The organism is Christiangramia aquimixticola (assembly GCF_048285835.1).
GTDB classification, from domain to species: Bacteria; Bacteroidota; Bacteroidia; order Flavobacteriales; family Flavobacteriaceae; genus Christiangramia; species Christiangramia aquimixticola.
In genome coordinates, this window is the sequence record NZ_JBLVTL010000006.1 from 189297 (window position 1) to 215788 (window position 26492).

Here is a 26492-nt window from a genome sequence, read left to right on the forward strand (position 1 = left end):
GTGTTTTTACACCGTACAGGGAACCGAATTTGACCCTGTAAACTTTTCAGATAATTGTGGTGTTTTATCTGTACTTAATGATTTTAATGACAGTTCAACATTAGAGGGGGCCGAAATTACGCATAACACGACTATAACATGGACTGTTACTGATACAACCGGAAATATTCAAACCTGTAGTTTTACCGTAACCGTTGAAGATAATCAAGCACCAGATATTCCAGAAATTCAGGATATTTCGGGGGAATGTCCCATAGTCGTGATTCCTCCTACCACAATCGATAATTGTGGAGAGGAAATTACTGGTACTACAGGAATTAGCGATTTAACTTTTTATGAGTCAGAAACCATTTTCTGGATATTTACTGATTCCTCAGGAAACACATCAGACCCAGTAGAACAAAAGATAACAGTGGTAGATACCAGTCCTCCGGTTCCGGATGTTGCCTCTCTTCCAAAAAAGACTATTCATGGATGCCAGATTACTGATATTTCAGAATTAGATATTCCTACAGCTACCGATGCCTGCGAAGGAGAAATCCAGGGGACCTTAGGACCGAATTTTGAATTTCCTTTTGAATTTATCGGTACAGAATTTATTGAGTGGGAATATATAGATAGTAATGGGCATAAGACAGTTCAATCGCAGGAAATTGAAGTTGTCCCGGTAAATATTAACGGAGGAACAATAACCGGAACCTTCGAATCTACAGAATATGAAAATCAGATTAACCTTGCGGCTTGTGGTGAACGAATTATCGTGGAATTAAATCTAAATGGTGAAGTTGGAGAAATAATTCGTTGGGAAAAATTCGCTGAAAATGATGGCGAATGGAGAACGATATCTAATATAACCAATAATGAAACCGTAATTTTTGAAGTAGGAGAACTGGAATCGACGCTTTATAGAGTTTTAACTCAACAAGGTTCATGTACCAAATATTCCAATACATTTAAAATTAGAGCGCTGCCAGCAGGAGATGCTCCTACTGTAGAAAACCTGGATAATAAAACTTATTATTGCTATGGTGAAAATGTCAACCTGTTAGCTACCAGTAATTATGTGGTAACTCAGGAAACCATTGCCGATCAGAAAGGGGAGTTTGAAACGGGTCAGTTAAATACTCAGGATGAAGATGGCTGGCTAGTAGATGGAAAGGTTCGAGAATTTAGCTGTGGGGGTAACAATGCTAAAACCAGAAACTGGTCCTGTACAGGAACCCATCCTAACGGACATGATTATGGTGATATCACATATTATACCGGTAGTAAAATTGCAGTTGCCCAGGGTAATTACTTTGAAACAGAAATCAAAAAGGTTAAAGGTGTTGATACCGAGGTACCAGTCTATAAGGACAGTATCCCAAGCACCCTGGAAACGCCAATTCTAGATCTTTCAGATTCCAGAACGGCATATTTGAATTTCGACCAGGCTTTTAATTTTGTTAACGACGATATAGCCGTAATTGAAATTTCCATTGATGGTGGTGATACTTATTCTATTCTAAGAACTATACATGCTCAGGGTAGCGGCCCTTTAAACTGGTATAATGCGGGAACAGCCGAATCTTATACAGGTTCCACCTCGACCTATTTTAATTTTGATACAGACAATACTTCTATTTCTCTACAAGATTATATAGGATATAGTCAAGTTCGAGTTAGATGGTCTTTTACCGGTACCAGTGACGAAAGCATCTGGGCGCTTGACAACATTTTTGTGAATAAAGAAGTATTGGTGAACACCGATCTTGAATGGACGGTTGGAATTGGAGATCCAGATGAAGATCCAATTGAAGTAGGAAGAACTTCCATTGAGCTTAATTTCGTTCCGGAGTCTCCGGGATATCATCAATATGGAGGTACTTCTTTAATTAATGATTGTAGAACCTATAGTGAAGAAGGAACTGGCCTTATAGATATATTCGTTACTTACGCCTATGCCGGAGAGGACATTATTCTTACTGAGGAAGGTTGCGGACTAAATACGGTACAATTAAATGCTTATGATAACACTCTTTCCGCAAATCAAAATTATAATAAAGATGCTTATCCTGATAAACCTGAGAATTGCTTAACCTGTGACAATCCCGGGTCGGGAGAAATAGGAGTTTGGTCTTGGGAACGTACAAGCGGTACCTGTGAGGAGGTTGAAGAAAAATTTTCTGATGTAAATGATCCCGATGCAACCTTTACAGGGAATGCCGGAACCTACATCCTAACCTGGACGGTGGGTGGTCATAGGGCAGATGCCTGTTCAAGTTCTATTACTGTGGAAATCATAGACTGTGATCAGGTAGATTTTGACGGTACAAACGATTATATTGATTTCGGGGCCGATAACTTTAATTTATCCGGAACAAACAATAAAAAAGCCTTTAGTATCGAGGTATGGGTTAAGCCTGAAACAATTAATGGTACTCAAACCATATTTTCAAAGAGAGATTTAAATTCGACCCCAACTAGTGGATATGATCTACGAGTTGATAATGGCGTTGTTTCCTTTAACTGGGGTAATAATGCTTCCATTAAATCTACTCCCTATAAGATAAGTGCAGATCGATGGCATCACCTTGCCGTAACCCATACTTTTGAAGGAGAATACAAATTATACATTGATGGTGTTTTCATTACCCGTACAGGTGGAGGGGCACCTAAAAGTAATTCAGCTAAAGCTCTTTTAGGCGCTATGGATAATTCTGAAACCAGAATTCCGGAAAATTATTTTAATGGATGGATGGAAGAGTTTCGGGTCTGGGATGTAGCCCTGAATCAGGCTGACATTCGCCTTATGATGAATCAACGCATCAGGAAAGATAATGGTAAAATAATTGGAGAAGTTTTGCCTTTAAATATTTCAACTCTTGATTGGTCCAGTTTAATTGGATATTACAGATTTGAAAATATAAGTTGCGGAAATGTTCTTCCATACAATGATGGCACCACCAACAAAGGCCCTAATGGATGGCTTAAAAACATTACCTCTCCGCAACAAAAATCAGCTCCACTACCTTATATTTCTGAAGCTGATGGAAATTGGAGAGTAAGATCAACCTGGGATGCCAACATTGGCACTGCTGGTGCGAACTGGTGGGATGTCCCTAACGGCGAAGGTGTTAATGGTGAATACATCAATTGGAATATTGTTGAGACAAAGCATGATATAATTCATAATATTGATCCATCATATCCCTCCAATGTTAATTTACTGGCTTTAATCTCTTCTTCCAAAACATTGAAAATGGATGGGGATTATAATAATGAGACCGGATTAGGACTTACCGTTTCAAAATATCTGGAGTTAAACGGGGTTATAGATCTAAATGGTAACTCACAGCTGGTGCAGCCGGAAGGTAGTATTTTAGTCGAATCAAGCAGCGGTTATATCGATATTGATCAGCAGGGTACCGCCAACAGCTTTAATTATAATTACTGGACATCTCCTGTATCACTTACCGGTAAGGCCAACAATTACGGTTTTATAATCGAGGATGTATTATGGAGTGGAACGAATAATATAACTGGACCTATAAACTTCAATTTTCAATATCACTGGGCTGATGGTAATTATACTGGTGATAAAAGAATAAGCACCTATTGGTTATACATATTTAATGAAGCTGAATCTTCTACTGACCTTTCTTCTGTTGAAGACGAATATTTTAAATGGATTCAAATATCTGAATCTACTCTATTAAGTCCCGGATTTGGATTTAGCATGAAAGGAACAAGTGGAGCCGTACCTATCTCTACCATTCAGAATTATACTTTTAGAGGAAAACCTAATAATGGGAATATATATGTTTCCGCGGGGGTTGATCAGAACTTATTAACTGGGAACCCTTATCCTTCAGCTTTAAATGCTGAAGAGTTTATTAATGATAATGCCATTAATGAAAAGAATTTTAATGGAGCCCTATATTTCTGGGACCATTTTGGAAGGGTGAATTCTCATTATCTGGAACATTATATTGGAGGTTATGCGGTCTATACTAAAGCTGGAGCAGTTTCTCCCGCCACTTCAAGTGATTACAGAATTAATAACGAAACTACCGAAAAGGGAACCAAGAAACCCGGGAAATATATTCCGGTTGGGCAGGGATTCTTTGTGAGTACAAATGGCGCATCAATTAGTTCTCCAACCCAATTAAAATTTAAAAATTCCCAACGGGCATTTGTTCCTGAATCCTCCAACGATTCTCAGTTCCATCAACAGGAACCGGGGAAAGGACATCGTGAAAAAAGTGAATACACACAGGACAATCGATTTAAAATCAGACTTAAACTCGAATCTCCAAAAGGCTACCACAGGCAAATCCTGGTGACCGCAGATGGAAATACTACCAGCGGATTCGATATTGGATACGATGCTCCTTTGATTGAAAACAATGTAGAGGATATGTACTGGATCATAGAAGAAAAAGCATTCGTAATCCAGGGAGTTCCGGACTTTAATTTAGATAGGGTGTTACCTATAGGAATTAAAATTGCCGAAGCTGGTACTTACACTATTAAAGTTGATGAATTAGAAAACCTGGATAAAAACTTTACTGTTTTCCTAAAGGATAAAGAAACCGAAAAATATCATGATCTAACCAGATCAGATTTTACGGTTACTACCGATGAAACCGGCAGGTTTAACGAAAAATATGAAGTAGTATTCACCCACCCGGATATGATCAAACCAAAACCGGAACTGGAAAGTGACGGATCTCCTATTGGAGCAGGTTATTACAAAGATTCAGATGAATTATTTATTCAGAATCCGGAGCTTATGAAAATTGACAGGGTAGAACTATACAGTGTATCTGGTCAAAAAGTAATGACCTTTAATGATGTCGCAACAGATGTGCGCACAACATTAAAGATCCGTCAAAAATTAAGTTCAGCTGTTTATATTGTAAAGGTTTATTCAGACAAAAGAACCTACAGCCGGAAAGTAATTATTACTAAATAATTAACCTTTGTATTTCATAGGAAGGTATACTACCTTCTTGGTATCATAGAAATCTTCATTAAAATACGAGGACAGCTCATAGATCTGGGCTGTTCTGTATTCCTGCAATTCTTCAGAGAGATCTCCCCCTTTTAAATATAAGATCCCATTCTTTTTTTCATGCTTGCTGTCTTTTGCAATCTTCCCTTTTACCCATCTTACAAAAGTTGGCATAACCGCAACTGCGCGGCTCACAATAAAATCGTAGGTTCCATCAAGCTCTTCCACTCTTTGGTTGAATGCTTTTACATTGGTTAAACCTAATCCTTCCTTCACCTCTTCTACAACCTTTATTTTCTTCCCGATAGAATCAACCAGGTGAAATTCAGTTTCAGGATGCAAAATAGCTAAAGGTATTCCGGGAAATCCTCCTCCGGTACCAACATCCAGTACTTTCGTTCCAGGTAAAAAAGTTTGAACCTTAGCGATACCAAGTGAATGGAGCACATGTCTCAAATATAATTCGTCAATATCCTTTCTGGATACCACGTTGATTTTAAGATTCCAATCTTTATAAAGTTCTTCCAGTTTCTCAAATTTGGAGATCTGATCTTCCGTTAGGTCTGGGAAATATTTCAATATTAGTTCCAAGGCAATATATTTTCCGCAAAAATAGGCATTTTTTTATGGCTATTTTTTCGGAATAACTTGTTCATGGAATTTATAATATTTTAACTTTGGTATCTATTCCTTTAGAATGGGAAGACACGCGCAAAATCAGTTGAAAAAAGAACAAAATTAAAGATCATGAAAGAAAAATTATCAGACAGAATCAACTCCATGGCGACCTCACAAACCCTGGCCATGGCCGCCAAAGCGCGTGAATTGAAAGCTGAAGGTAAGGACATAATTGGCCTAAGCTTAGGGGAACCAGATTTTAACACTCCAGATTTTATTAAGGATGCTGCCATTCAGGCAATAAACGATAATTACAATTCCTATACCCCGGTAGACGGATATGTTGAATTGAAAGACGCAATTATAGAAAAGTTTAAAAGAGATAATGACCTTACTTATAACAGGTCGCAAATTGTGGTTTCTACCGGTGCCAAGCAGTCTTTGGCAAATGTTGCCATGGTTGTTCTTAACCCGGGCGATGAAGTTCTGCTACCATGCCCATACTGGGTAAGTTATGCTGAAATTGTAAAATTAGCCGAAGGTGTTCCCGTAGAAGTTCCAACTTCAGTAGAAACCAATTTTAAAATAACTCCGGAACAACTTGAAGATGCCATCACTCCGAAAACGAAAATGATCTGGTATAGTTCTCCCTGTAACCCAAGCGGAATGGTTTACAGCAAAGAAGAACTTAGAGCCCTTGCAGATGTCCTGAAGAAATATCCGGATATTGTAGTGGTTAGTGATGAGATCTACGAACATATTAATTTTGTTGGAGAACACGCCTCTATGGCACAGTTTGAAGATATGTATGACCGCACGGTAACAGTTAACGGAGTATCCAAAGCTTTCGCTATGACCGGCTGGAGAATTGGATATATTGGAGCTCCGGAATATATTGCCCGAGCCTGTAATAAAATGCAGGGCCAGATCACTAGTGGTGCCAATTGTATCGCACAACGTGCTGTAATTACCGCATTAGAAGCACCCGTAAGCAAGATCAGCCATATGATCGATACCTTTAAAAGCAGAAGGAAACTTATTATTGATCTTCTTAATGAAATAGATGGTTTCGTTACTACAGAACCTGAAGGAGCATTTTATGTATTCCCTAATATTTCAGCATTTTTTGGAAAAACGATTGACGGATACAAAATTGAAAATGCAGGTGATTTTTCTATGTTCCTTCTTGAAAAGGCGAATGTGGCAACTGTTACAGGTGAAGCCTTCGGAAATCCGGATTGCATTCGTATATCATATGCCGCCAGTGAGGATCAAATAGAAGAAGCTATTAAAAGAATTAAGGAAGTACTTTCATAAAAAATTAAATTTGATTAATAGAAAAAGCCGGTAATTATACCGGCTTTTTCTATTTAGTTTTTTATCAGAAAAATTATCTATTTCTCCAGAAAAATGGGGTTAGCAGGATAAGTACGGTAAATAATTCAAGTCTTCCAATCAACATTAAAAAACTCGACCACCATTTTCCCACATCCGGCAACATATCAAAATTATTAACGGGGCTTAATCCACCAAAGGCAGGACCAATATTTCCTAATGTAGAGGCAGCTCCACCAATGGATGTTTCAAAGTCTAATCCCATTCCGGCAAATACTACTGCTCCAATTATGAAAGACAGCATATAAAGAATAAAGAATCCCAGAATATTAAATACGATCTCTTTGCTAATAGATTTCCCATTAAAACGAACCGGTAAGATCGCATTTGGATGAAGGGTTCGCTTGAATTCTATCATCCCATTCTTGATCATGATAATATGCCGCATCACTTTAACCCCACCAGCAGTAGACCCGGCAGAACCTCCCAGAAAGAAAAGACCGAAGAAAAGGATAGTTAAAAATGGGGTCCACATGGTATAATCTGCAGATACAAATCCCGTAGTTGTAATTATGGCAAGCACCTGAAATAATGAGTGACGAAATGCACTCTCCCCTTCTCCCCACACCATAGGGTGTTCTATTGAAGAAATAGCCACATCTGCCTGAAAATAAACTACCAAAGAGGAAATTATAGTGAACCCAAGTATAAAATACAGATACCACTTAAACTCTTCGTTATGCAGTACTTTACTAACTCTTCCTTTAAAAGTAAAATAGCTTAATACAAAGTTACTTCCTGCCAGGAACATAAATAAAATGATGATATACTGGATTACAGGATTATCATTCCAGAAGGCGAGGCTGGCATTTTTTGTAGAAAAACCTCCAGTTGACAAGGTGCTAAATGCATGATTAATCGCATCAAAAAAGCTCATCCCTGCAACCCATAAAAGGATAGTTTCGGCCAGTGTATAGGATACATAAATTAACCATAAACGTTTGGCTGTATCGGTAATCCGGGGTTTTAGTTTATCGGCACTCGGGCCGGGAGACTCCGCGGTAAAAAGCTGCATCCCTCCTATTCCCAGTAAAGGTAAAATGGCAATGGCAAGTACAATAATTCCCATTCCTCCTATCCAGTGCGTAAGGCTTCTCCAGAATAAAATTCCTTGTGGAATAGCCTCAATATCGTTTAATATAGATGCGCCGGTGGTAGTATAACCGGACATAGTTTCGAAAAAAGCATTGGTAAAAGTAGGAATAGCTTCACTTATAAGATAAGGTAGAGATCCACTTAAAGCCATGAAAATCCAGCCGAAAGTAACAATGATATATCCCTCTCTTATTTTCACTTCCTTGCTATGTCCACGTGTGGTAAACATTAGGAGAGTTCCAAAAAACAAGGTGATCAATGCCGCAGTTGAAATTTCAAGGGTGACTCCATCCTGATAAAACCAGCTAACCAGAGTCGCTAAAAGCATAAAGCCGCCATTACAAAGCAGCAATAGGCCCATTACATGCAGAATTATTTGATAATTCAGTTTGGGCATTATAGGAAAAGTTTTTCTACTTTATTGATAGAACGGGGTAAACAACAAACAACGATCCTGTCTCCTGGTTTAATTAAAAAGTCTCCAAGTGCGATAAGCCCTTTTCCATCTCTTATAATTCCGCCTATAATAGCTGATCGGGGAAAGTCAAGATCTTTAATGCGTTTATTTGAAACCTGAGAATTTGGTTTTACTATAAACTCCAGTAATTCTGCATTCATATTATTCAGTTTGGTCATCGCCACAACCTCTCCCTTCCTTACGAATCTAAATATGTTATTTGCCGCAAGAAGCTTTTTATTAATAAGAGTATCAATACCAATGGAATGACTAAGTTGAAAGTAATCCATATTTTCCACAAGGGAAATTGTTTTCTTTACACTTTTGGATTTTGCGACCAGACAGGACATTATATTGGTTTCGGAATTTCCAGTAACCGCGATAAATGCATCCATATCGTGGATATTCTCTTCTTCCAGCAATTCTACATTACGGCCATCACCATTAATTATCAGGGTATCAGGAAGTTCATCTGCCAGTTCGTAAGCTTTCTCACGATCTTTCTCAACTAACTTTACTTTAAAATTATTTCTGCAGAGATCCTGAGCAGTTTTTCTTCCAATTTTGCTCCCTCCAAGAATCATCACGTTCTTGATCTCCTGTTTTACCTTACCCGTAAGTTTATAAAGCTCTTCTACTCCATTTTTTAGGGTGATAAAATACACCTGGTCTCCATCTTTAAATTGGGTATCTCCCCGTGGAATTAAAGTGTATTGGGTTCCAAATCTCTGTATGGCAATAGGAACAAAATTAAGTTCAGGAAAGATCTTTGCTGCTTCTTTAACCGTTTTGCCGACGAAAGTTGCGGTTCTGGAAAGACTAACTCCAATCATGGTCAGCGCTCCTTCCTCAAATTCGTAGCTATCATTAAAAGCCGACTGATTCAGCAAAAGTTCAATTTCACGAGAAGCAAGAGCTTCCGGCGAGATCAATTCATCGATTCCAAAACGGGTAAAACCAAGTTCTCCCTGATTTTCCAGATATTCGGTATTAGAAATTCGAGCTATGGTACGCTTGGCTCCAAGCTGTTTCGCCAAAACACAAACGGTAATATTTGTTCCTTCGCTGGAAGTAACACTAATCACCATATCAGTATGTTTCACCTGCGCCTCTTTTAAGATCTTGATAGAACTTGCGTCGCCTTTTACAGTCCTAATATCCAGATGAGTATCTGCATAAGCGAGATTATCTCTATTGGGGTCAATTAGCGTGATATCCTGAGATTCAAAGGAAAGTAATTTAGCTAAATGAAATCCTACTTCACCTGCACCGGCGATAATTATTTTCATATAACAGCTTCAAATTGTGAAAGCAAAGTTAAGTTATTTTGCAGAAATGAGAAATGAGATCGGGGAAGATAAATATTTATTGAATCACCATGATTTTTAAGCATATCGGTTATCTTTGGGGCAAATTTTCGCTATGAGTAAAAAGGTCACACCGTATAAGGATTCCAAACTCACCAAGAAAAAGCAGGTTGAGCAAATGTTTGATAATATTTCAGACAATTATGATGGGCTTAACCGTGTGATTTCTCTAGGTACAGATGTAAGCTGGAGAAAAAAGGTTGTGGCAGCTGTAGCCGCCACAAATCCTGAAAGTATTTTGGATATTGCCACTGGCACCGGCGATCTGGCAATTCAAATGGCCAATACCGGAGCAAAACGCATTGTGGGTCTGGATCTTTCTGAGGGAATGCTTAAAGTGGGAAGAAAGAAAATTGCCGAAAAAGATCTTGAAGTTGAAATAGAAATGATCCAGGGAGACTCGGAAGATCTTCCATTTGAAGAAAATAGTTTTGATGCAATAACAGTAGCTTTTGGTGTACGTAATTTCGAAAACCTTGAAAAAGGTCTGGAGGAAATTTTCAGAGTTCTAAAACCAGGCGGAATATTTGTTGTTTTAGAAACTTCTGTTCCAACTAAATTTCCTTTTAAACAGGGTTATCAATTTTACTCTGGCCATATTTTACCGGTTATTGGTAAGATTTTTTCCAAAGATAAAGATGCTTATTCCTATTTAAGTGAGAGCGCAGCAAATTTTCCTTTCGGAGAAAGATTCAACAATATTTTATCAAAAATCGGGTTTATAAATGTGAAGGATCTGCCACAAACTTTTGGCGTGTCTACCATTTACATTGCTTCAAAGTAAGTTTATGAAGAAATTAATTATTGCAACCCTTTTTCTATTTTGCTCCCAACTATCAGAAGCTCAGATCTTCTCTGGTGAACGGGTTCTAAATCAGCAAAATTTTGATCAGCAACGTTGGTCATGGGGATATTTTTTAGGCCTTAACAGTTATGGGTTTGATTTTAAGTATAAAAATTACAACCCAAGCCACGTAACGGGTCAAGATGTTGCTATTGAAAAAAGACTGGGATTCAACGTTGGATTAGTGGGGAATTTAAAACTCAACAACAATTTTGATCTGAGACTTGAACCGGGAGTTAATTTTAACACCAGAGGTTATCAGGCTTTCAGAGCAGATGCTGACACTTACCGAGAAATTAGCTCCACTTATGTCCACATCCCCCTGCTTGTAAAATTTAATACCAATAGATTAAATAACTTCAGACCTTTTGTAGTTGGCGGGGTATCAACCTCTATCAATTTAAGCAGTAACGAGAATAATCCCGACGATAATTCCGCAGGACAGTTTAGGATGACCACGAATTCATACTATTATGAAATTGGTTTTGGAATCGACCTTTATCTTTACTACTTCAAACTTTCGCCATCAATTCGTGGTGTTTTCGCCATTAATGATGAATTAGTACGAGATGAAAGTCCAAATAGTATTTATACCGGCAACATTGATAAAATGTCCTCCAGAGCTATTTTTATCAATTTTACTTTTCAGTAAAAACCCCGCGTTTAAATTCACTTAAAGCTACGGCAGTTGCGGTTGCCACGTTCAAACTTTCAGTACTTTGGATGGCACCAAATTGAGGAATGGTAATTTTATGGGTAATAAATGGTTTAATTTCTTCGGAAATTCCGTTGGCCTCATTTCCTAATAGCAGAAATCCATTATTTTCAAGTGTAGAAGTATATAGATTCTCCCCTTCCAGCAAAGTCCCATAAACCGGAAGCTCTGGATTATTTTCAAATAATTCACCAAGAGCTGTATATTTCACTGAAACGCGCGTTAGGGATCCCATACTCGCCTGAACCACTTTTGGATTAAAGCAATCTACCGTATCTCTGGAGCATATTAAAGTCTTGATCCCAAACCAGTCACAAAGCCTGATAATTGTTCCCAAATTTCCGGGATCACGTACCCCGTCGAGTACCACTTTTAAAGCAGATTCTATAATTTCTTCCGACTCCTTTAATTTGAAAACAGCGACAACATCTGTTGGAGTTTTTAAAAAACTAATTTTTTTTAATTCATCTTCAGAAGCAGGAAAATATAATTCTGAAGAAACTTTATAATCTTCACTTGATGAAAATAAAGCAAAAAGCTCAAAGGAGGAATCAAGGAATTCTTCTACTCCCTTTCTTCCTTCCACCACAAAAAGTTGATGCTTATTTCTGTACTTTTTTTGGGAAAGACTTTTTATTAACTTAATCTGGCTTTTGCTTACCATACAAATAATGTATTTTTGAGCCTCTAATAGGTACTGATTGAAACGGCTTTTTGCAAAAATATTATTATTTTTTCTAACCTCTGGCTTAATAATTAGCTGTAATGCTGTAAAAAGACTTGAAGCTGATCAAAATTTACTGGTAAAGAATGAAATCATCAGCGATGGTGAAGACGTTAAAGACCCTAAGATCTACAATCAATTATATCAGGAGCCAAACTCCAACATATTAGGATTTCCTTTAAGTCTGCATTTTTATAATCTGGCCCAACCTGAAATTGACAGTATTCTTGCGGTTAAATTTCTGAACAACGAAAAGAAGAGGAAAAAGTTAGTCTCCTTCCTGTCAAAAAAACAATTTGACAGATACCTGCATTCCAGGAAAGAATTTAACCAGTGGATAAAAAAAACCGGGGAGGCACCGGTGATCGTGAATGAAGAGGATGCTAAAAAATCTCAGAATCGGTTAAAATCCTGGTACTGGAACAATGGCTGGTTTAATGTGGAGACAGATTACGAGATCATCCCCCTGGAAGATAAAAAGAAAAGGGCCAAAGTAGCCTATTATGTAAAGCCTAATCAGGCTTATTTTATAGATTCGCTTACTACGGAGATTGCTTCAAATGCGCTGGATAGTCTATATAATATCAATAAAGCGGAAAGCAAAATTAAACCAGGCCTTCAATATAACACCCTGGATTTTAACAAAGAGAGAGACCGCTTGTCCCAGCTTTTCAGAAATAATGGGGTTTATAATTTCGATCAGGAATACATAAGTTTTGATGCCGATACAGTGGATACCAATCATAAGGTAAACACGACGCTGATAATTAAAAACCAGCGAAATAATGTGGGAGACAGCATCGCCAGAACCCCGTTTAAGATACACCACATTAGCAAGGTTAATATTTTTACAGATTACAGTTATGCCAATCGGGTTGAAGCCATTACAGACAGCACCCGTCATAAAGGTTATGCTCTTTACGGTTTTGATGCAATGCGTTACAAACCCGAAGCAATTACAGATGCGATCTTTATTAAGCCGGGAATAATATATTCTGATATCGACAGGACCAGAACTTATAACCGTTTAAATTCCCTTAGGGTATTTAAATATCCAAATATTCAATACACCCTGGATCCTGCAGATTCTACAAATACAGATCTGGTAACAAATATTTTTCTTACCCCCTTACCTAAATATTCCCTTGGTTTCGATTTTGACCTTTCCCAAAGTAATATTCAGGAATTTGGGATTGGGTTTGGAGGATCGTTTCTTATCAGGAATATTTTTGGCGGACTGGAAAACCTTGAAATTTCAGGAAGGGGAAGTATAGCCTCCTCAACAGATGCAGCAGCAAATTCAGATAAAGACCGTTTTTTCGATATTACAGAAATTGGCTCTGATCTAAAATTAAGTTTACCTCGCATATTTCTACCTATTAATACAGAAGGGATCATTCCAAAATACATGTCGCCCTTTACCAATATTAATCTTGGCTTTAGCGCCCAAAGAAATATTGGCCTGGATAAACAAACCTTTTCTGGAATTTTAAATTACAATTGGAAACCTTCAAAAAAGCTTTCGAATAGTCTGGATCTATTGAATATTCAATATGTCCGAAACCTAAATACTGAAAATTACTTCAATGTTTACCGGAATTCTTTTGAAGAACTTAATACCATTGCTCAAGGCAGTAATTTTGAATTTAGCGATCCTGCTAATCGTAATTTGAAAATTCCCGATGGCGCAAACAGGTTCATTAATTACATCGTTTCTTCTGACACAGGAAACACAGGCCTGGACGAAATTGATTATTTCAATGTCCTGGACATACATGAAAGGAAAATAAGACTAACTGAAAACAACCTAATATTTGCTTCCAGTTATACTTATTTATGGAATACCCGGGAAAGTCTTTATGATCGGGAATTTTCCCGTTTCAGATTTAAAATTGAGACTGCAGGTAATATCCTGTCTGCCCTCTCCAATTTTGTACAATTCGATGTGAATGAACAGGGCAATGAAAAAGTATTTGGAGTTTCCTATTCACAATATGCCAAAACCGAATTGGATTTCATCAAGCACTGGGATTTGGGAAAAGAACGGATATTTGCCGTTAGAGCATTTGGTGGGATTGCTATCCCTTACGGCAACTCAAAGAACATTCCTATTACCAAAACATTCTTTGCCGGTGGACCAAATGATAACCGCGCCTGGCAGGCCTACGACCTGGGACCTGGGAGCAGCGGAAGTGTACTTGAATTCAACGAAGCCAATTTTAAACTCGCCTTTAACGGGGAGTATAGATTTAAATTAATAGATGAATTTAAAGGCGCACTTTTCGTGGATGTTGGTAACATTTGGAATATCCTTGATTCAAGAACTTCTCCGGATCTCGTATTTGAAAATATTAGTGATTTAAAAGAGCTGGCAATAGGCACGGGATTTGGCTTGAGATATGATTTTAACTTCTTTGTATTGCGATTTGATGTAGGTTTTAAAACCCACGATCCTGCACAGCCCGCTGGAAACAGGTGGTTTAGAGATTATAATTTTTCCCATGCGGTTTATAATGTAGGGATCAATTATCCTTTCTAAGCCAGTTTATTTTATTATTTTTGTAAGCCTAATCAACAAAAGTTATGAGTCACAATATTAAACCAGGTGTAGCCACAGGAAAAGAAGTACAGGAAATCTTTAATTATGCAAAGAAAAAAGGTTTCGCCTTACCTGCGGTTAACGTAATTGGTTCAAGTAGCATTAATGCGGTATTGGAAACAGCTGCTGAACTTAATTCTCCGGTTATCATCCAATTTTCTAATGGTGGAGCCCAATTTAATGCTGGAAAAGGACTTTCTAATGACGGAGAGCAGGCAGCCATAGCCGGTGCTGTTGCAGGTGCAAAACACGTGCATGAAATGGCTAAACTTTATGGAGTTCCGGTGATCATGCATACAGACCACTGTGCTAAACAATTACTTCCATGGATAGATGGACTTCTTGATGCTAGCGAGAAACATTACGAGCAATTTGGAAAACCTCTTTATAGCTCTCATATGATCGACCTTTCAGAAGAATCTCTGGAAGAGAATATGGAAATTTCAAAAAAATATCTTGAAAGAATGTCTAAAATGGGCATGACTCTCGAGATCGAACTTGGAATTACTGGTGGTGAAGAAGATGGAGTAGACAATTCTGATGTTGACGCTTCAAAACTTTACACTCAGCCAGAAGAAGTAGCCTATGCTTATGAAGAATTAAGTAAAGTAAGCGACCAGTTTACTATCGCTGCTGCTTTTGGAAACGTTCATGGGGTATACAAACCAGGAAATGTAAAATTGACTCCAAAGATCTTAAAGAATTCTCAGGAATATATTACTAAGAATTACGGAGTTGAAGAAAACCACATTGACTTTGTATTTCATGGAGGAAGTGGATCTACAGTAGAAGAAATTCGTGAAGCGATTGGTTACGGTGTTATTAAAATGAATATCGATACAGACCTGCAATATGCTTATCTGGAAGGAATCCGTGATTATATGGGAAGCAAGAAAGAATATTTAGCTTCACAAATAGGAAATCCTGAAGGAGACGATGTACCAAATAAAAAATATTACGATCCAAGAAAATGGGTTCGTGAAGGAGAACTTACTTTCAAAGCAAGATTAAAAAAGGCTTTTGAAGATTTAAACAACGTTAATACTTTATAATATAAAACGACAGTCTTTCTATTTGGAAAGACTGTTTTTTATTGCCATAAATTTAAAATCGGAAGATAAAAAACTGAAGGAAAATGGCCTGGTTTAAAAGAACACAAAAAGGTATTCAAACCCCTACCGAAGAGAAAAAAGATGTACCTAAAGGATTATGGTACAAATCTCCAACCGGGAAGATCGTAGATGCAGAACAGCTGGAAAGCAATTTCTATGTAAGCCCGGAAGATGGATACCACGTGAGAATAGGTAGCAACGAATATTTCAAAATATTATTTGATGACAATAAATTCAAAGAACTTGATGCCGGGATGACCGCTAAGGATCCTTTGAATTTTGAAGATACCAAAAAGTATACAGACAGACTAAAAGCTGCTCAGGAAAAAACCGGATTAAAAGATGCCGTAAGATGTGCCGTAGGTAAATCTAAAGGTAAAGATCTGGTTATCGCCTGTATGGATTTTAAATTCATAGGTGGAAGTATGGGATCTGTTGTAGGTGAGAAAATTGCCCGCGCTGCAGACCATGCTTTAAAAAACAAGATCCCGTTTATGATCATTTCTAAATCTGGGGGAGCAAGAATGCAGGAAGCAGCATTATCTTTAATGCAACTTGCTAAAACTTCTGTAAAGCTGGCACAGCTGGCTGAAGCAAGAATTCCTTATATCTCTCTGGCTACCGATCCAACTACCGGAGGTACAACTGCCTCTTTCGCCATGTTGGGGGACATCAATATTTCTGAACCGGGAGCTTTGATAGGTTTTGCCGGACCACGAGTAGTAAAGGATACCACAGGAAAAGACCTGCCTAAAGATTTCCAAACTTCGGAATTTTTGAAAGAGAAAGGATTTCTTGATTTTATTACCCACAGGTCTCAATTAAAGAACAAGATCAATCTTTATTTGGACCTTATTCAAAATCAACCGGTAAGAGCATAAGCAACTCTTAAGAAAAATTCGGTATAAAATAGGTATTATTTAAATTAGTAGTATCTTTGCCGCTTGACAGAAAATCTGTCCATACATAAAAATCATTTAAATAATATTGGAATGTATTTAGCAAAAGAGAAAAAAGAAGAGATCTTCGCAAAGCACGGTAAAAGCAAAACTGATACCGGTTCGGCTGAAGGACAGATCGCGTTATTTACTTACAGAATCGCTCACCTTTCTGAGCACCTGAAGAAAAATCGTAAAGATTTTAACTCAGAGCGTTCACTTGTGATGCTTGTTGGAAAGAGAAGAAGTCTTTTAGACTACTTAATGAAGAAGGATATCATGAGGTATCGTGCCATCGTTAAGGAATTAGGATTAAGAAAATAATTTTCAGGGGGCTTTATGCCCCCTTTTTTTATATTAGTGCGCCTGCAAAGGCTTTTAAAATTGTCGCCCAGAGGGGTAGTTTTTCATTGGTCAAATCACAACTACACACAACACAACCCGGCCGTCCGGATGGCGGAGACCTTTGTTTAACAAAAAATGATCTGGTTGAAGTTATTCAGATCAAGAATTCGAAATTATTATGATTCCAAAAACATTTAAAGAGGTTATCGATTTAGGAGATGGTAGAACCATTTCCCTCGAAACCGGAAAATTAGCAAAACAGGCTCACGGGTCGGTTGTTGTTCAAATGGGTAACGCCATGTTACTTTGTACAGTAGTGTCATCTTACACTCCTACCACAATGGATTTCTTTCCATTAACATTGGATTACCGCGAAAAATTCGCTGCTGCAGGTCTTTTTCCTGGAGGTTACTTCAAAAGAGAAGCAAGACCAAGTAACGAAGAAATTTTAGTAATGCGTTTAGTAGACCGTGTATTGCGTCCACTATTCCCAAAAGATTACAAGTTCGAAACTCAGGTAATGATCCAGCTAATGTCTCATGACGATGAAGTTATGCCGGACGCCCTTGCCGGACTTGCTGCATCTGCTGCTATCCAGTTATCAGATATTCCTTTTGAAACTCCAATTTCAGAAGCAAGAGTTGCCAGAATTAATGGTGAATTTGTTCTTAACCCAAGCAGAGAAGCTCTGAAAGAAGCTGACATGGATATCATGGTTGGTGCTTCTGCAGATTCTGTAATGATGGTTGAAGGACAATTTGACGAATGTTCAGAAGAAGAAATGGCCGAGGCTATTAAATTTGCACACGAGGCTATCAAAGTTCAGTGTGAAGCTCAGGTTAGACTTGCTGAAGCATTTGGAAAAAAAGAACCACGTGAGTATGAAGTAGCTCCAACAGATGAAGAAATCGAGAAGAAAATTCTTGAAGCTACTTACCAGAAAACTTATGATATCGCTGCAAGCGCTACCAGTAAAAAAGAGAGAAGCGAAGCATTTGCTGCATTGAAAGATGAAGTAAAAGCAATGTTCTCTGAAGAAGAATTAGAGGAGAAAGGTAAAATGATCTCCGGATATTTTGCTGCTGCTCAAAAGAAAGCTATTCGAGACCTAACCCTTAAAGAAGGAGTTAGACTTGATGGTAGAAAAACAGATGAAATTAGACCAATCTGGTCTGAGGTGGATTATCTTCCATCTACTCATGGATCGGCTATATTTACAAGAGGTGAAACTCAGGCACTGGCAACAGTAACCTTAGGAACTTCAAGAGAAGCTAACCAGGTAGATCTTCCTACACAACAAGGAGAAGAGACTTTCTACTTACATTATAACTTCCCTCCTTTCTCAACCGGTGAAGCATATCCTATTAGAGGAACTTCAAGACGTGAGATTGGACATGGAAACCTTGCACAACGTGCCTTAAAAGGAATGATCCCAGCAGATTGTCCTTACACTGTACGTGTGGTATCTGAAGTTTTAGAATCTAACGGTTCTTCTTCTATGGCTACAGTTTGTGCCGGTACCCTGGCTTTAATGGATGCCGGAGTTCAGCTTAAGAAACCAGTTTCTGGTATCGCGATGGGATTAATTTCTGAAGGCGATAATTACGCTGTACTTTCTGATATTCTTGGAGACGAAGATCACCTTGGTGACATGGACTTTAAAGTAACAGGTACTGCAGATGGTATTACTGCCTGCCAAATGGATATCAAGGTTAAGGGCCTTTCTTATGAGATCCTTGTAGCTGCATTGAAACAGGCTCGTGAAGGTAGACTTCATATCCTTGATAAACTAAATGAAACATTACCTCAGGCTAACAAGGATGTTAAAGCGCATTCTCCTAAGATCATCACCAGAAGAATTCCAAATGAATTTATTGGTGCATTGATTGGACCTGGAGGAAAAGTTATTCAGGAACTTCAAAAAGAGACTAAAACAGAGATCGTGATCAATGAAGATCCGGTAACTGAAGAAGGTATCGTTGAAATTCTTGGAACTCAGCAAGAAGGAATTGATAAAGTTCTTGCGAAGATCGAATCTATCACCTTCAAACCGGAAAAAGGAAGTGTATATGAAGTAAAAGTTATCAAGATCCTTGATTTTGGTGCTGTTGTGGAATATGTAGATGCTCCGGGGAACGAAGTTTTACTTCACATTTCTGAACTTGCATGGGAACGTACTAATGACGTGAACGATGTGGTGAAGTTAGGTGACGTGATAGACGTGAAATACTTTGGTCTGGATCCAAAAACCCGTAAGGATAAAGTTTCCAGAAAAGCTTTACTTGAAAAGCCGGAAGGTTTTAAAGAGAGACCACCAAGAGATGATAACCGTGGTTCCCGCGATAATAACCGTGGAAGAGATAATCGTGGTTCTCGTGACAACAGAGGTCGTGACGATAGGAAACCAAGAGAAAACAGAGACTAATTACAGTTTTCTAAATATTTCAAAAGCCCTTGCCACAGCATTTTAAAAGCCCTTGCTACCGCAAGGGTTTTTTTTTATTTGAAATTTTTTTGAAATTATTTCCTGAGGCTTACGACTATCTTCTGCGCTAAGCCAATTAAGCAAAATTGTTTTGCGTTAGGGATTGTAGCGAAAAGCCCGCAACGACTGTAAAGGAGAGCGGACTTGTAACGAAAAGCCCGGCACGAAGTGCAACGCCCAAAAAAATATTTTAGTTTTTTTGTAACATTTAAAGGACTTCTTACGTATAAACATACAGAAGAGCTATGCACAATTAAAATCCAAGTAGAAGATAGATGAGACAACTCAAGATTACGAAGCAGGTTACCAATCGTGAAACCGCTTCGTTAGACAAGTATTTGCAAGAAATTGGAAAAGTAGACCTGATCACCGCTGATGAAGAGGTAGAACTGGCACAACGTATTAAAGCCGGTGATAACCGTGCCCTGGAGAAACTTACTAAAGCGAACCTTCGTTTTGTGGTTTCTGTAGCTAAACAATATCAAAATCAGGGTTTAACCCTTCCCGACCTTATTAATGAAGGTAATTTAGGACTTATTAAAGCTGCTAAACGTTTTGACGAAACACGTGGTTTTAAATTTATCTCCTACGCTGTATGGTGGATTCGTCAATCCATTCTTCAGGCTTTGGCTGAACAATCAAGAATTGTTCGTTTGCCGCTTAACAAAATTGGATCTATTAACAAGATCAATAAAACTTTCGCCTTTTTAGAGCAATCCCATGAGCGTCCTCCAAGTGCAGAGGAAATCGCGAAGGAGCTTGACATGACTATTAACGACGTAAAGGAATCTATGAAGAATTCCGGACGTCACGTATCCATGGATGCGCCGTTGGTAGAAGGTGAAGATTCTAACCTGTATGACGTACTACGTTCTGGTGAATCACCAAACCCGGATAAAGAGCTTTTACACGAATCTCTAAGAACGGAGATCGAACGTGCTCTTGAAACTCTAACTCCTCGTGAAGCTGATGTTATTCGTCTTTACTTTGGACTTGGTGATCAACACCCTATGACTTTGGAAGAAATAGGAGAAACTTTTGACCTTACCAGAGAAAGAGTTCGTCAGATTAAAGAAAAAGCAATTCGCAGACTAAAACATACTTCAAGAAGTAAGATTCTTAAAACTTACCTTGGATAATAATATAACAGCAACAACAGTTTAGTGCCGGCGTGATGAACCGGTATGACCATAACTGTTCGTTTTTTGATTGATGAATGACCCCGGAGTGATGACCGGGGTCTTTTCTTTTATAGCATTTCTTATAAGAAACTCTGATTTTCCCGAAACCAGTTTATCCTTAATGGGGGAGGTTTTGTGACTTTTATCTAAATGAGCTACAAATAATTCAATTCCAGCGCATTTGTTTGATTAACTTGCGCTCCTTCAATTCAATCCCTCTTCATGCGTTATGCAATTAGCTACGTAAGTAGCGTTAATTTTGACCTTACCAACGATGAAATCCAGGAAATTCTGGATTTTAGCCGGATTAGCAATAATGCTAATGGCATTACCGGAATATTACTTTACTCTGACGGCAATTTTTTCCAGGTTCTGGAAGGCGATAAAGATCAGTTAAAACCTCTTTTCTCCGCAATTAATGATGATCACAGACACTATGATCTCATGGTTATTTTCGAAAAGCAAGTTTCTCAGGCTGCTTTTGAGAATTATGAGTGTGATTTCATTTCGCTTGACTCACGTTTTAACCAGGAAAGCATGGATATATATTTATCTCAAATCGAAAAATTGAACCCGAAGATTCAAGGCTCTGTTAGGTATGTCCTAAATAAGTTCTCTGAAGGCATCAAATCGTTTTAATCTTTTTATTTTTGTGGGGATTAGAAAGTAAATAAAATGTCTGAAAAATTAATTGCCCCATCTGTACTCGCTTCCGACTTTGGAAATCTTCAACGGGATGTAGAAATGCTTAATAACAGTGAGGCTGACTGGCTCCATATAGATATTATGGATGGAGTTTTTGTCCCGAATATCTCCTTTGGAATGCCTGTACTAAAAGCCATAAGCAAGCATGCAACCAAAACTATTGATGTGCACCTAATGATCGTGGACCCGGACAGGTATATCAAAGAATTTGCTCAATTAGGCGCAGACATACTTACGGTTCATTATGAAGCCTGTACACATTTACACCGTACCCTCCAGGCGATCAAAACCGAAGGTATGAAAGCAGGAGTGGCAATTAATCCACACACCAATGTGGACCTTTTAAAGGACGTTATTAAAGATATAGACCTGGTGTGCCTAATGAGCGTGAATCCGGGATTCGGAGGTCAGAGTTTTATTGAAAACACTTATTCAAAAGTTAAGCAGCTTAAAGAAATAATAAATAGCAACAATGCATCGACATTGATCGAGATCGACGGCGGAGTTACAGATGCTAACGCAAAGCAACTTACTCAAGCCGGAGCAGATGTACTTGTTGCCGGGAGTTTTGTTTTTAAAGCTGAAGATCAACCAGCTACCATTTCAAAATTGAAGCAACTTGCAAATTCCTGAGAATACTTATAATATAATTATTATTGGGGGTGGACCCATTGGTATCGCCTGCGCACTGGAAGCAGAGAAAAAAGGTTTATCCTATCTTATTCTGGAAAAGGGTTGCCTGGTAAATTCGCTTTACCACTACCCTACCAATATGACCTTCTTTTCAACTTCTGAAAAGCTCGAACTTAATAATATTCCTTTTATAAGTAATAATCCTAAGCCGGGAAAAAGAGAAGCGCTTGAATATTACAGGCGAATCGCTTCCAATAACCATATAAATATTAACCTGTTTGAAAAGGTAACTTCAGTAACCACAAGATCTGAAAACGAGCATTTGGTTAAAACCAGCAAAAGGGAGTATGTGGCTCAAAATGTAGTTGTAGCTACCGGTTTTTATGACATCCCAAATTATCTGAACATTCCGGGTGAAGACCTTCCCAAGGTTGATCATTATTATAATGATCCGCATTATTATGCTACACAAAAAACTGTAGTTGTTGGCGCGAGTAATTCAGCTGTAGACGCCGCACTTGAAATTTACCGCAAAGGTGGAGATGTAACCATGGTCGTTCGAAAACCTGAAATTGGAAAACGGGTGAAATACTGGGTTAGACCGGATATTTTGAACAGAATTGAGGAAGGCAGTATTAAGGTGCATTTCAATTCTTTTTTATCCCGAATCACCGATGACGAAGTTGAAATAAATACACCAGAGGGACAGGTAACAATTGAAAATGACTTTGTGCTGTTACTCACCGGATACAGGCCTAATTTCGATTTTCTAAAAGATATGGGAATAAGATTATCTGAAGATGGCAGGAAGATCCCTGAATATGATGAAGAAACCATGGAAACCAACATAAAGGGAATCTATTTGGCCGGAGTGATTTGTGGCGGAGTAGAAACTCACAAATGGTTTATTGAAAACTCCCGTGTTCATGCCGAAATGATCATGGAGCATATTAGTAAAACAAAAAAAGACGATAATTAAATCGTCTTTTCTTTCAGGGGGGAATTTTATTTTAATCCAGTAATACTACCGACTGCGACCCAATTCCATGTCTTTTCCCAAGTAATTTTCCATAGTATTCAAGATCTTCATTATTATTTTTAAATGAATGGTCTACTTTTTTACCAACCTGATTTAATGGAAAACTATAAACCTCTATCTCGGGATAGGCATCGAAATTCTCTGTCTTGTTGATCCCGATTTCTACCGTATTTGTTTCCTTGTTATAAACTGCATAATCTGCCTGAAAATTATGTCTTAAAAGATCTATGCAATCCTGCGGCAATTCATTGCATTTTCCGCACTCCTCCATATAAATTTTCACTAACTCCTGTAAAGAAGTTCTTAGCTGATTGGAATTAAAATAAGCTGCCATACTATGATTTGTTTTAATCTTAGAGTGCTAATTTATTGGTTAAGCTTCCCGAATAAAACTAATTATAAGACATTTAACGTCCGGGCTTAAAAAAATTAAAAATTATGGTGCAGTTAATGGAATTTTAAAACAAGATTAAGAACTGGATATCGATTACTAGCTTTAATGATATATATTTAGCCTTAGGCTTTTCCTTTGGGCTGCTTGTGCTTTTTTCAGAATTACTTCTTTCGTGGTGTTGTCTCCAATCATATCCTTTTAAAACACACAAATCTGGAAAATTCCTTCGTATCTTTAATAGACCTCCCGGTAATTTTTAAATGTTTAAGTCATGAAATCATTAATGATTGTTATTGGGTTTATTTTTATTTTTTCTCTTTCAGCACAGGCTCAGAAAAAGGAAAAAATTAAAGGAGACAAAGAGGTAATTAGTGTATCTGAAGAAATAATCAAATCTTTTAATAAAATAGAAGTTTCAGATAATATTGAATTAGAACTTCAAAAAGGGAGCAGGAACGCATATATTCTAAGCGCAGATAGAAATTTAATAGAAGAAGTTGATGTCCGGGTTTTGGATGAAACCCTTAAAATTTCTACCCGGAGTAAAATAACCAACAGTAAAAAGCTTCATCTTTTTCTAACTTTCGAAAATCTGGAACATATAATTGCCAGCGACGATGCCAAAATTTCCAATAAAGGTACTCTGGAGCTGGATAATTTATCTCTTTTAGCAAGTTCTTCTGTAAGACTTGATCTTGATCTAAGAGTCCTTCAAAATACTGAAATAAATTTATCAGGTAATTCCGGCGGTAAGCTGGATCTAAAATCTGATCATGTTTTGATCAACATGGCCAACAGGACAGATCTAAAAGCCAATTTAAATGCAAATAAATTAGAGGTTAATCTTGAAAAATCTGCCAGTTTGAAATTAGATGGAAATGCCGAGGAATGTAATTATAATCTCAAAGGAAGTTCAAACCTCAATGCTAAAAAACTTCAAAGTCAAAGAGCGGTCCTTAACAGTAAAAACAATACTGATATATATGTGAATGCCTCTAAAAGCATTCAGGTTTCAGCCGAAGGAAAAAGTAAGGTTTACGTCTACGGAAACCCGGAAATTGAAGTAATAGGCCTCACCGAAAAATCAAGAATTATTAAGAAGTAGAATTATGAGAAATCCAATCCGCTGGTTACAGCAAAGAAGAAATTTAACATGAATAAAAATTCGTAATAGGTTATTTTTTATAACGGATTTTGGGTGTGATTTGAATCTTATTAAAATGAAAAAGTCCGGCAATAAACCGGACTTTTTTTAATTAAATGGATTATTTACTCTATAATAATCTGCTTTTCATAGCTACGACCATCTCCCGTCACTAGTTTACAGATATAAACACCACTCATTAAATTTTGGCGATCAAATCTCACTTCTTTCATCTCATTAGCATCCACCACTGCTGAAAACAAGGTTCTAAGCTGTTTCCCGTTCATATCGAATATTAGTAAATCTGCTCTGAGTTGAGCTTTTAAGCTGAATCTAATATCAGTATAGGAAACCATTGGGTTTGGTGCTACTTCCAGAGAACTAAGATTATCCGGCGCCGCTGGCTGTGTACTTTGAGTTCCTGTTTTCTCGGTAGACTCCTTTGTTTTGGTTTTTCCACTAGTTGGTTTGTGGATAACGATGGAACCACCTTCGATAGCTATGGAAGGATCTGCGTTCTCACTCTGGTTGGTATTAACATTATTATCATATACTACTCCCTTATCTTCATTCCAGATCCTGATCCTAAATAGGTCAATATCATGATTAACTGTCTTCTCCGCATCAATCACGGTAACTCGAAACTTAAATTCCTCTGAATCTCCATTAATGGTTCCTACACCGGTATAAGTCGCTTTAAAGTCATTAGAGATCACAAGTTGCGCATCATCATGTGAGGAGCTCTTAAAATGTAGATCCCCTGCCTTGAACTGGAAATTGGTACTTCCATCTACTTCAGCAACACTATTTTTTCCCTTTTTGTATTTAGCATTGAATCCAAAATTTGCTCTTCCCACTAGGCTAATGTCTTCCTTATAGGCTCCTTCAGGAGACAATATCCAACCACCACCAGTCACGAAACCTCCGGATGGATCGTAGATTACTACATATTCCTCATCTAAAAGTACATCAGTTTCACCGCAATGATCTTCTACAACTAATTTTATTGAATAAACCCCTGGACTTAAACATAATGTTTTTTGAATGTTATTACTAGAAATTAATTCCTCTCCAGAAGAGCTAAAATTAACTCCATCAATACTATAGAACCATGTAGCATATTTAAGGTTGGTATCATCAATAACTGCATTCAATTCGACACAAGCAGTTATACTTACAGGATCTACTGCAATTGGATCTTGAGGTCCTGTTATACCGACTATACTAGGGGCAGTATTATTCACTACCACATCAAAACTACAAGTGGCCGTATTAATCCCCGTGGCGTCGGTCACCGTCCAGGTTACCGAAGTGGTCCCTTCTGAGAATACCTCGCCCGCAAGGGTCGCTGTACCATTGATATTATTGCTGATGGTCGAACCAGGACAGTTGTCTGTAAAATTGGCCGGATCAAACTCTTGGTCAATTACCGTATAACTACATACCCCAAAATCGTTTGGTCTCGATTGATCTGCAAGACAGTTAATCGTTGGTGCTTTATTATCTTCTACCGTTACAGAAATCGTCTTTTGCGTTTCATTAGAATTAACATCAGTTACAGTTAAAGTAATATCGAAGGTTCCTACATCAGAACAGTCGAAACTGGTTTGACTCAATACCTCACTGGCAATACCACAGGCATCACTACTAGCAGCATTCAACACATCGGCCACCGCTAAAGATCCTGAACCTGAATTATCCAAGGT

At 37.9% G+C, this 26492-nt stretch carries 20 protein-coding genes; 14 read left to right on the forward strand and 6 right to left on the reverse strand.

The genetic code is table 11. The features are described 5' to 3' along the window. Positions 1–4957: LamG-like jellyroll fold domain-containing protein (locus ACNKXV_RS12790; protein ID WP_417908129.1), on the forward strand; the 4957-nt coding region annotated here is incomplete at its 5' end. Here the strand turns inward: ACNKXV_RS12790 and rsmG are convergent. After that, on the reverse strand, positions 4958–5587 hold the full coding sequence (rsmG, locus tag ACNKXV_RS12795) for a 16S rRNA (guanine(527)-N(7))-methyltransferase RsmG (RefSeq protein WP_417908130.1): 630 nt from the start codon (positions 5585–5587) through the stop codon (positions 4958–4960). It lies immediately after the preceding gene. Positions 5588–5743: 156 nt separating this feature from the next. Here rsmG and ACNKXV_RS12800 point away from each other — a divergent pair, with 156 nt between their 5' ends. Continuing rightward, positions 5744–6931, forward strand: coding sequence for a pyridoxal phosphate-dependent aminotransferase (locus ACNKXV_RS12800; protein ID WP_417908131.1), 1188 nt, complete (start codon positions 5744–5746; stop codon positions 6929–6931). Positions 6932–7004: 73 nt separating this feature from the next. Here the strand turns inward: ACNKXV_RS12800 and ACNKXV_RS12805 are convergent, their stop codons facing one another. Then, positions 7005–8501, reverse strand: a complete 1497-nt coding sequence (locus tag ACNKXV_RS12805; RefSeq protein WP_417908132.1) for a TrkH family potassium uptake protein — start codon at positions 8499–8501, stop codon at positions 7005–7007. Then, the gene (trkA, locus tag ACNKXV_RS12810) at positions 8501–9850 is read right to left on the reverse strand and encodes a Trk system potassium transporter TrkA (RefSeq protein WP_417908133.1); all 1350 of its coding nucleotides are present in this window, start codon (positions 9848–9850) and stop codon (positions 8501–8503) included. The genes ACNKXV_RS12805 and trkA overlap by 1 nt, the downstream gene beginning before the upstream one ends. A gap of 133 nt (positions 9851–9983) precedes the next feature. Here trkA and ubiE point away from each other — a divergent pair, with 133 nt between their 5' ends. Beyond that, positions 9984–10712: a bifunctional demethylmenaquinone methyltransferase/2-methoxy-6-polyprenyl-1,4-benzoquinol methylase UbiE gene (ubiE, locus tag ACNKXV_RS12815; protein WP_417908134.1), complete on the forward strand. Its 729-nt coding sequence runs from the start codon at positions 9984–9986 to the stop codon at positions 10710–10712. Positions 10713–10716: 4 nt separating this feature from the next. Further along, positions 10717–11424, forward strand: coding sequence for a type IX secretion/gliding motility protein PorT/SprT (porT, locus tag ACNKXV_RS12820; protein WP_417908135.1), 708 nt, complete (start codon positions 10717–10719; stop codon positions 11422–11424). Here porT and ACNKXV_RS12825 read toward each other — a convergent pair. Then, positions 11411–12151 carry a TrmH family RNA methyltransferase gene (locus tag ACNKXV_RS12825; protein ID WP_417908136.1) on the reverse strand — a complete coding sequence of 247 codons (741 nt, stop codon included), beginning with the start codon at positions 12149–12151 and terminating at the stop codon, positions 11411–11413. The genes porT and ACNKXV_RS12825 overlap by 14 nt on opposite strands. A 37-nt stretch (positions 12152–12188) precedes the next feature. On the opposite strand from ACNKXV_RS12825, the gene tamL reads away from it, so the two are divergent. The 9 genes from tamL (at position 12189) to ACNKXV_RS12870 (ending at position 23188) form a co-directional block, all read left to right on the forward strand. Then, complete coding sequence (gene tamL, locus ACNKXV_RS12830) at positions 12189–14750, forward strand: translocation and assembly module lipoprotein TamL (RefSeq protein ID WP_417908137.1); 2562 nt, start codon at positions 12189–12191, stop codon at positions 14748–14750. Positions 14751–14794: 44 nt separating this feature from the next. Next, positions 14795–15862 (forward strand): class II fructose-bisphosphate aldolase, encoded by a 1068-nt coding sequence (gene fbaA, locus ACNKXV_RS12835; RefSeq protein WP_417908138.1) that lies wholly within the window; start codon positions 14795–14797, stop codon positions 15860–15862. A gap of 83 nt (positions 15863–15945) precedes the next feature. Beyond that, the gene (gene accD, locus ACNKXV_RS12840) at positions 15946–16803 is read left to right on the forward strand and encodes an acetyl-CoA carboxylase, carboxyltransferase subunit beta (RefSeq protein WP_417908139.1); all 858 of its coding nucleotides are present in this window, start codon (positions 15946–15948) and stop codon (positions 16801–16803) included. Between the two features lie 111 nt (positions 16804–16914). Continuing rightward, complete coding sequence (gene rpsO, locus ACNKXV_RS12845) at positions 16915–17184, forward strand: 30S ribosomal protein S15 (RefSeq protein WP_143411253.1); 270 nt, start codon at positions 16915–16917, stop codon at positions 17182–17184. A gap of 199 nt (positions 17185–17383) precedes the next feature. After that, positions 17384–19630, forward strand: coding sequence for a polyribonucleotide nucleotidyltransferase (locus ACNKXV_RS12850; protein WP_417908140.1), 2247 nt, complete (start codon positions 17384–17386; stop codon positions 19628–19630). Positions 19631–19965: 335 nt separating this feature from the next. Next, a complete protein-coding gene (locus ACNKXV_RS12855) occupies positions 19966–20829 on the forward strand; it encodes a sigma-70 family RNA polymerase sigma factor (protein WP_072552879.1) in 864 nt (287 codons plus the stop codon). A gap of 264 nt (positions 20830–21093) precedes the next feature. Beyond that, positions 21094–21510, forward strand: coding sequence for a BLUF domain-containing protein (locus ACNKXV_RS12860; protein ID WP_417908141.1), 417 nt, complete (start codon positions 21094–21096; stop codon positions 21508–21510). A gap of 36 nt (positions 21511–21546) precedes the next feature. After that, positions 21547–22209 (forward strand): ribulose-phosphate 3-epimerase, encoded by a 663-nt coding sequence (rpe, locus tag ACNKXV_RS12865; protein WP_417908142.1) that lies wholly within the window; start codon positions 21547–21549, stop codon positions 22207–22209. Beyond that, positions 22196–23188 (forward strand): YpdA family putative bacillithiol disulfide reductase, encoded by a 993-nt coding sequence (locus ACNKXV_RS12870; protein ID WP_417908143.1) that lies wholly within the window; start codon positions 22196–22198, stop codon positions 23186–23188. The genes rpe and ACNKXV_RS12870 overlap by 14 nt, the downstream gene beginning before the upstream one ends. 31 nt (positions 23189–23219) lie before the next feature. Here ACNKXV_RS12870 and ACNKXV_RS12875 read toward each other — a convergent pair whose 3' ends face one another. Beyond that, positions 23220–23582, reverse strand: coding sequence for a hypothetical protein (locus ACNKXV_RS12875; RefSeq protein WP_417908144.1), 363 nt, complete (start codon positions 23580–23582; stop codon positions 23220–23222). A 331-nt stretch (positions 23583–23913) separates the two neighbouring features. Between ACNKXV_RS12875 and ACNKXV_RS12880 the strand changes: the two genes are divergently transcribed. Then, a complete protein-coding gene (locus tag ACNKXV_RS12880) occupies positions 23914–24747 on the forward strand; it encodes a GIN domain-containing protein (protein ID WP_417908145.1) in 834 nt (277 codons plus the stop codon). Positions 24748–24911: 164 nt separating this feature from the next. On the opposite strand, the gene ACNKXV_RS12885 is transcribed toward ACNKXV_RS12880, so the two are convergent. Beyond that, a partial coding sequence (locus tag ACNKXV_RS12885) for a T9SS type A sorting domain-containing protein (protein ID WP_417908146.1) occupies positions 24912–26492 on the reverse strand: 1581 nt, incomplete at its 5' end.